At 62.3% G+C, this 7,590-nt stretch carries 11 protein-coding genes; 8 read left to right on the top strand and 3 right to left on the bottom strand.

Features of this window, described 5'->3' with window-relative positions:
• Positions 1-385: lactoylglutathione lyase (gene gloA, locus EOA23_RS29205; RefSeq protein WP_127306684.1), on the bottom strand; the 385-nt coding region annotated here is incomplete at its 3' end.
• A gap of 261 nt (positions 386-646) precedes the next feature.
• Between gloA and EOA23_RS29200 the strand changes: the two genes are divergently transcribed.
• The 4 genes from EOA23_RS29200 to EOA23_RS29185 all read left to right on the top strand — a co-directional run bounded on the left by EOA23_RS29200 (position 647) and on the right by EOA23_RS29185 (position 3,156).
• Positions 647-1,240, top strand: a complete 594-nt coding sequence (locus tag EOA23_RS29200; protein ID WP_126064639.1) for a cold-shock protein — start codon at positions 647-649, stop codon at positions 1,238-1,240.
• 113 nt (positions 1,241-1,353) lie between these two features.
• On the top strand, positions 1,354-1,848 hold the full coding sequence (locus tag EOA23_RS29195; protein WP_127306683.1) for a DUF192 domain-containing protein: 495 nt from the start codon (positions 1,354-1,356) through the stop codon (positions 1,846-1,848).
• A 16-nt stretch (positions 1,849-1,864) separates the two neighbouring features.
• On the top strand, positions 1,865-2,632 hold the full coding sequence (locus EOA23_RS29190; RefSeq protein WP_127306682.1) for an alpha/beta hydrolase: 768 nt from the start codon (positions 1,865-1,867) through the stop codon (positions 2,630-2,632).
• A gap of 23 nt (positions 2,633-2,655) precedes the next feature.
• Positions 2,656-3,156, top strand: coding sequence for a GNAT family N-acetyltransferase (locus EOA23_RS29185; RefSeq protein ID WP_127306681.1), 501 nt, complete (start codon positions 2,656-2,658; stop codon positions 3,154-3,156).
• On the opposite strand, the gene EOA23_RS29180 is transcribed toward EOA23_RS29185, so the two are convergent.
• Positions 3,153-3,761, bottom strand: a complete 609-nt coding sequence (locus EOA23_RS29180; protein WP_127306680.1) for a hypothetical protein — start codon at positions 3,759-3,761, stop codon at positions 3,153-3,155. The genes EOA23_RS29185 and EOA23_RS29180 overlap by 4 nt on opposite strands.
• A gap of 121 nt (positions 3,762-3,882) precedes the next feature.
• Between EOA23_RS29180 and cysE the strand changes: the two genes are divergently transcribed.
• The gene (gene cysE, locus EOA23_RS29175) at positions 3,883-4,731 is read left to right on the top strand and encodes a serine O-acetyltransferase (RefSeq protein ID WP_042644430.1); all 849 of its coding nucleotides are present in this window, start codon (positions 3,883-3,885) and stop codon (positions 4,729-4,731) included.
• Between the two features lie 147 nt (positions 4,732-4,878).
• Positions 4,879-5,082: a DUF3126 family protein gene (locus tag EOA23_RS29170; protein WP_042644432.1), complete on the top strand. Its 204-nt coding sequence runs from the start codon at positions 4,879-4,881 to the stop codon at positions 5,080-5,082.
• 69 nt (positions 5,083-5,151) lie between these two features.
• Here EOA23_RS29170 and EOA23_RS37075 read toward each other — a convergent pair whose 3' ends face one another.
• Positions 5,152-5,406, bottom strand: a complete 255-nt coding sequence (locus EOA23_RS37075; protein WP_348628589.1) for a hypothetical protein — start codon at positions 5,404-5,406, stop codon at positions 5,152-5,154.
• A gap of 551 nt (positions 5,407-5,957) precedes the next feature.
• Here EOA23_RS37075 and clpP point away from each other — a divergent pair.
• Positions 5,958-6,593, top strand: coding sequence for an ATP-dependent Clp endopeptidase proteolytic subunit ClpP (gene clpP, locus EOA23_RS29160; RefSeq protein WP_126082438.1), 636 nt, complete (start codon positions 5,958-5,960; stop codon positions 6,591-6,593).
• A gap of 291 nt (positions 6,594-6,884) precedes the next feature.
• Positions 6,885-7,590, top strand: a 706-nt coding sequence (gene clpX / locus EOA23_RS29155) for an ATP-dependent Clp protease ATP-binding subunit ClpX (RefSeq protein ID WP_127306679.1), incomplete at its 3' end; no start/stop codon positions are given.

Genomic DNA, 7,590 nt, shown 5'->3' with positions numbered 1-7,590 from the left:
GGCCTTTCTGCAGGAGCTCGATCGAGATGCCGTCAGGCGAGCGGATGAAGGCCATGTTGCCGTCGCGCGGCGGACGGTTGATGGTCACGCCATTGTCCATCAGCTTCTGGCAGGTGGCGTAGATGTCGTCGACCTCGTAGGCGAGGTGGCCGAAATTGCGGCCGCCCTTGTAGTCCTCCGGGTCCCAATTGTAGGTCAGCTCGACCAGCGGCGCCTTCTCGTTGATGCCGCTCTGCTCGTCTTCGGGCGCGGCGAGGAAGATCAGCGTGTAGCGGCCCTGCTCGTTTTCGTAGCGGCGGACCTCCTTCAGGCCGAGCTTGTTGCAGTAGAAATCGAGCGACTGGTCGATATCGGCGACGCGGACCATTGTGTGCAGATAGCGCATGGCGGCTTCCTAGGCTTGTTGGGGTTGTGAGGCACCATAGGGGCCACCCGGCGAAAGGGCAATCGTCCGACAATAGCGGCGGCGGGATCGATTTTAGGGCCTCGCCATTCGTCTCCGGGAAGCGCCGGCAAACAACAATTCAGCCTTTCCGGTGGTGAACGGTGAAAAAAGGCACGTCAGCCCTTGCACATCCCGGAAGCCGCAGTGTTAATCTCTCGGCAAGAATCAGTTGCAGTTCGATTTGAAAAAGGGGGCATTCTTATGGGGGAAAAAGCCTCTTTCACGAGGCGGGACGGCAGCCTTGACGACGCCTTGAAGCGGGACAATGGCGGCGACTCCGCCGAGCTTGTCGAAATCGCCGGGGCTATCAAATGGTTCGACGTGGCCAAGGGCTACGGCTTCATCCTTCCGGACGACGGCGTCTCGGGTGACATCCTCCTCCATGTGACTTGTCTTCGAAAGGACGGCTTCCAGACGGCGCTCGAGGGCGCGCGGGTCGTCTGCCTGGTGAAACAGGGCGAGCGCGGATTGCAGGCTTTCCGCGTCCTGTCCATGGATGCTTCGACGGCCGTCCATCCGGCAGAGCAGGAACAGCGCACCCACGTTACCGTCAGCCCGGAGAGCGGCCTCGAGCGGGCTCTGGTCAAGTGGTTCAACCGCACCAAGGGTTTCGGCTTCCTGACGCGGGGCGAGGGAACCGAAGATATTTTCGTCCACATGGAAACATTGCGGCGCTACGGCATAACCGAGCTCCGACCCGGCCAGGTCGTGCTGGTGCGTTTCGGACGTGGCGACAAAGGCCTTATGGCCGCCGAAATCCACCCCGATATGGGTACCTTGTCGGTCTCGCATTAAGGGCTTCTTGACGCCGTCGAAAGCGCCTTTGCCGTGGACCGACTATCTTGTCCGAAAACCGGTTCCACTTCCGCGGATCATGGTTTAGGACGAGCGTCTGGACGAGGTACCCCATGGCTCATCGCAATTGGCTGACTGCGGGCGCGCTCTGCGCCGCGATCGTTTTCGCCGCCTGTTTCATGGCCGCGAAGCCGAGTTCGGCGGATGCGATGCTGCTGCCCATCGACCGGACGCCGCTGGTGGTGGCGACCGGCTCGGGCGAGCGTTCCTTCTCCATCGAGATCGCCGACACTTCCGCGGAGCGGGAGGCGGGCCTGATGTTCCGCCGGACGATGGCAGACGATCACGGCATGTTGTTCGTCTTCGAGAGAACGGACGAGGTCGATTTCTGGATGAAGAACACGCCGATGGCGCTCGACCTCATCTTCATCGGTGAGGACGGCAGGATCAAAGCCATCAAGCGCGGCGAGCCCGAGTCCGAGGCGATCATCTCTCCCGGACAGCCGGTGCGCTTCGTGCTTGAACTGAAGGCGGGCACGGCCGCCAGGGACGGCATCAAGGAAGGCGATCTTTTGCGCCATCCGGCCATCGGCGCCGGATCCAACTGAAAAGCAGTTTTCGCCGATGCAATTCCTTTCGCATGACGGTTTCGAACTCGCCTATCTCGATCGCCAGCCGGCCTCGGGGCAGGGCGACCCGGTGTTGATGATCCATGGCTTTGCCTCTAGCCATTACGTCAACTGGGTCTCGCCGGGCTGGTTCAAGACGCTGAACGACGCGGGTTACAGGGCGATCGCCTTCGACCATCGCGGCCATGGCTCGTCATCGAAGAGCTACGACGAGGCCGATTACACGCCGGCCAAGATGGCTTCCGACGCGGCAGCGCTGCTCGATCATCTCGGCATCGAGCGCGCCCATGTCATGGGCTATTCGATGGGCGCGCGCGTATCGGCCTTCCTGGCGCTCTCCGATCCTCAGAAGGTCGCCACGCTGGTCTTCGGGGGCCTCGGCATCGGCATGGTCGACGGCGTCGGCGACTGGGACCCGATCGCGGCGGCGCTGTTGGCGGAGGATCCCTCGCAAAACACACATCCGCGCGGCCGCTCCTTCCGCGCCTTTGCAGACCAGACCCGCAGCGACAGGCGCGCGCTCGCGGCGTGCATCGCAACGTCGCGCGAGCTGCTCAGCGAGGACGACATGGCGCGCATCGCCCAGCCGACGCTGATCGCGGTCGGCACCAAGGACGATATCGGCGGCTCGCCGGACGAGCTCGCCGCCCTGATGCCCAATGCCAGGGCGTTCCACATTGAGGGACGCGACCATATGCTCGCCGTCGGCGACAAGAGCTTCAAGCAGCGCGTGCTCGAGTTCTACGCCAAATATCCGCTCTGAGCGCGCTCGCTCTACGCCTGACCGTGGTCGATCTTCTCGTCACCTACATGGAGATGTCCGCGCCGCCCCACGGCGCGCCGCGTACGTCACCTTTGCCCGGCGCCATCGTGGCGCGCGAAAGGCTCGATCCTTCCAGCTATCTCGATCTCTACCGCGCGGTCGGCGGACCGGTGCAATGGGACCAGCGCCTGCGCATGGCGGAAGCGGAACTCGAAACGCTGCTCGCCGACGATGCCACGCATATCCACGTGCTGCGCCTCGAAGGCGAGGCGGGTGGATTCTGCGAGTTCAACCATGTCGGGCAGCCGGCTGTCGAGCTCGTTCATTTCGGGCTGGTCCCAGCTTTTCAAGGCAAGCGGCTTGGGTCGTTCCTGCTCGACCTGGCGTTGCGCGCGGCGTGGTCGCATCGGCCGCAAAGGCTTTGGCTTCATACCGATCCTTATGATCATCCAGCCGCGCAATCGGTCTATGGACGCGCCGGATTCAGCGCCTACGCGCGACGGGTGGAAGCCTTTCCGGATTAGGCAGTCCCGCTTTCCAGCGCCGCGAGTGATCGCTCGATGTTCTGCCTCGCCTTGGGCTCGAACCGATTCTGGAACTCCGTCGTACGGAAGATGTGCGGGCGGGCGAGGAAGCTCTTTAGCACGGCCGAGCGACCGGCGCGCCACATCGGTTCCTCCACCCAGCCATATTCCAGCCGGACCGCCTGCTCATAGGCATCGAAGACCGCAGGTTCGGCGCCGAGGATCGCCAGATCCATGTCGAGCAGAAGAGCGGCGTCGCTGAGTGCGTCCTCATCGCGCAAAGGCGGCAACTGGTGGGTGGCGGTGGCGTTGATCATTGCCGCTATGCGGGCGAGGCGACCAGGATCGACGCGCCCGGCGAGCCTTTTCTCGGCCAGTTGGGCGCTTTTTGCCTCATTGTCCTTGGCGCGGCTGTCATAAATGGCGTCGTGAAACCAGATCGCCGCCTCGACGGCCTGCGGATCATCGAGCAGGCCCCGGTATTCGTCAGCCAGCGCCAGCATCGCCTCGATGTGGGACAGGCCGTGATAGTGGCGATCTTCGGCGCTATAGAGCGCCGCAAGCTCGCTTTTCAGCGCCTCGTCGATCAAGGGTTCGTTTTCCATCGTCGCTTGAATCTGCGTGAACCAGGTCCATTTGACAAAGCACTAAGGAAAATTGAGTTCAACCGTGCTATGATTTCGCTTATATGTGCCGCCCGAGAATGAGCAAGGCCGGAGACCGTCGATGAACAGCATTACGATTGCCCGCCCCAGCATGGTGCAGCCGGTCGATCCGATCTGGCGGTCGATCCGCGACGAGGCGATGGAGGCGGTGAACCGCGATCCCTTGCTTGCGGCCTTCCTGTATTCGACCATCCTCAACCAGGAGAGCCTGGAAGAAGCGGTGATCCACCGGCTTGCCGAGCGCCTGGCGCATCAGGACATCGGCTCCGATCTCATCCGCCAGACCTTCAAGGCGATGCTGGACGACGATCCGGAGTGGAGCACGACGGTTCGTGTCGACATCCAGGCCTATTACGACCGCGACCCGGCCTGCGACCGCTTCATCATGCCGGTTCTCTATTTCAAGGGTTTTCATGCCATCCAGACGCACCGGCTGGCGCATTGGCTGTGGAACCATGGCCGCAGGGATTTCGCGCTCTATCTGCAGAGCCGCTCGTCCTCGGTGTTCCAGACCGACATCAATCCAGCCGCCCGCATCGGCAAGGGCATCTTCCTCGACCATGCTACGGGCCTGGTCGTCGGCCAGACGGCCGTCATCGAGGATGACGTGTCGATCCTGCATGGGGTGACGCTGGGCGGCACCGGCAAGGCCAATGGCGACCGCCATCCGAAGATCCGCCGGGGCGTGCTGATCGGCGCCGGCGCCAAGATCCTCGGCAATATCGAGATCGGCCATTGCTCGAAGATCGCGGCGGGCTCGGTGGTGCTGTCGCCCGTGCCGCACAACAAGACGGTCGCCGGCGTGCCCGCGCGCGTCGTCGGCGAGACCGGCTGCGACCAGCCTTCGCGGCAGATGGACCAGCTCCTGCCGTCGCAGAGCATGGACCACGTGGTCAGCTTCGACATCTGACCGAGGCCTACCGGCGGCGGCTGAACGGGCCGCCGGTTCCGCTTGGCTGTTCTCCCATGTTATCCTGCCGGCTTGCCTTTACATGGCCATCGTTGGCGTGTCAGAAGCGCGTTCCCACGAACAAGGCCGACATTTCGGAGAAGACTTTTGAAGCCTGACGAAATCAGAAAGCTGGACGCCTATTTCAAGCGCGTCTTCCAGAACCCAAAGCTGCAGGTCAAGGCGCGCCCGCGCAAGGAAGACTCGGCCGAGGTCTATGTCGGCGACGAATTCCTCGGCATCGTCTTCAAGGACGAGGACGACGGCGACTATAACTTCTCGATGGCCATTCTCGACATCGACCTGGGCTAAGCCAGCAACAGGCGCGGTCGGTACGCGGCAACGCAGCCCGGCCGACTGCAACCCGCAGGCGAGTGCCGCCTAATCCTGGCAATGCCGGGGAATGTGCACCCGATGCCAGCTGGTGGAACCTTCCCGCACCACCACCCGGCGCGCCACCGTACCGTATGAAGGCGGGATTTCCCGGATGCGGACTTGCTGCGGCCGCACCAGCACTTCGTGGGCAACCGCTTCATACTCCGCCGGCTGAACGACACGCCGGACGCGCTCCGGCTGGACCACGACGGTTTCGGCGACGCGCGCATAGCGGGCCTTGCGCCATACCTTGCACAGCACCTTGCGGCCATGGATGACGCGCCACTCCCAGGCATAGCGACCACCTGTCCGCCGGGGCTCAGCATCACATCCTCGTAGACGGTGTCATAAAGCGCCGGCCTGTGGATCGGCTCGTAGCATTCGAGCGCGCGGCTGCCGGCGGCGGTTCCTGAGACGCTGGCAAGCGTCGCGACCGCCGCCAGCGATACGGAGTGTTTGCGGATCATGACATTCCCCCGTTGAAAAAGGACACCTTCACAACGCAGGACTGTAGCGGAAGGTCCGCGATCGGACAGTGATTTCAAGGCTTTTCGTTAAGCGCGCGGTTAAGGAATTGCTACCTTGCGGATGGCTTCGTGCGGCCAACCAGGACCGAAGCCGTCGCGCGCGATCAAATCAGCGGTATTTCCCGGGCCTGCCGCGCTTTACTCGACTTAACCAGATGGCTAGGAGGGGCGGCCTTGCGCTAGGGTGAGCCGGCATCCTATTTAGGTCGTAACCGATCCAGAACGATTCCGCGCCATTGCTCGTATAACAAGGTGCCGGAAATCCATCTCCAACAAGGGTAGTCCATGAAGAACCCCGTTGAAACCTACATGAACCTCGTTCCGATGGTGGTCGAGCAGACCAATCGCGGCGAGCGCGCCTATGACATTTTCTCGCGCCTCTTGAAGGAACGCATCATCTTCATCACCGGTCCGGTCGAGGACGGGATGGCGACGCTGGTTTGTGCACAGCTTTTGTTCCTCGAGGCGGAGAACCCCAAGAAGGAAATCAACCTCTACATCAATTCGCCGGGCGGCGTCGTCACGTCGGGCATGGCGATCTACGACACCATGCAGTTCATCAAACCGGCCGTGTCGACGCTCTGCATCGGCCAGGCCGCCTCGATGGGGTCGCTGCTTCTGACCGCCGGCCACAAGGACATGCGTTTCGCCACGCCGAACGCCCGGATCATGGTCCATCAGCCGTCCGGCGGCTTCCAGGGTCAGGCGTCGGACATCGAACGTCATGCGCAGGACATCATTAAGCTGAAGCGCCGCTTGAACGAAGTTTATGTCAAGCATACCGGCAAGAGCTATGAGGAGATCGAGCGGACGCTCGACCGCGACCATTTCATGACCGCGGACGAAGCCCGGGATTTCGGTCTGATCGACAAGGTCATCTCGAGCCGCGAGGCCGCCGAGACAGCCACGGCTTCAGCCTGATTTCGGCAGCAAATGACAGCATAACGCGCTTTTGGCGCGGCTTGCGGCATTTCGGCCACATTTGGCTGTTCCCTCAGGCGTTGGGATTGCCTACGTTAAGGCTATGTTGATTTTCGACGGCTTAGCTTTGCATGGGGTTGCTGCGAATCATTGCCGCGTTTTCTGATTTCGTGTTTCGTACGGAATGCGCTGTGTGAGCCGGGACACTGGCGGGGGCGGATTCCCGCGATAGATTGGTGAGACGTCACTGAAAGCCAGACCATCGGCGGGCGTTGGTGAAAGGACAGAAAAATGAGCAAGGTCAGCAACGGCGGTGGTGATTCAAAGAACACGCTTTACTGCTCGTTTTGCGGCAAGAGCCAGCACGAAGTCCGCAAGCTGATCGCCGGACCGACCGTCTTCATCTGCGACGAGTGCGTCGAGCTCTGCATGGACATCATCCGCGAGGAGAACAAGACCTCGATGGTGAAGTCGCGCGAGGGCGTGCCGACCCCGCAGGAGATCCTCAAGGTCCTCGACGACTATGTCATCGGCCAGCCCTACGCCAAGCGCGTGCTGTCGGTGGCGGTGCACAACCACTACAAGCGCCTCGCGCATGCCGGCAAGAACAACGACGTCGAGCTGGCAAAATCGAACATCCTGCTCATCGGACCGACCGGCTGCGGCAAGACGCTGCTGGCGCAGACGCTCGCCCGCATCATCGACGTGCCCTTCACCATGGCCGACGCCACGACGCTGACCGAGGCGGGCTATGTCGGCGAGGACGTCGAGAACATCATCCTGAAGCTGTTGCAGTCGGCCGACTACAATGTCGAGCGCGCCCAGCGCGGCATCGTCTATATCGACGAAATCGACAAGATCTCGCGCAAGTCGGACAATCCCTCGATCACCCGCGACGTGTCGGGCGAGGGCGTGCAGCAGGCGCTTCTGAAGATCATGGAGGGCACGGTCGCTTCGGTGCCGCCGCAGGGCGGCCGCAAGCATCCGCAGCAGGAAT

Origin of the sequence: Mesorhizobium sp. M2A.F.Ca.ET.042.01.1.1 (genome assembly GCF_003997405.1) — a bacterium.
Classification (GTDB): domain Bacteria; phylum Pseudomonadota; class Alphaproteobacteria; order Rhizobiales; family Rhizobiaceae; genus Mesorhizobium.
The sequence above is the reverse complement of the archived record's forward strand: the minus strand, read 5'-3'. Positions and strand labels throughout refer to the sequence as shown.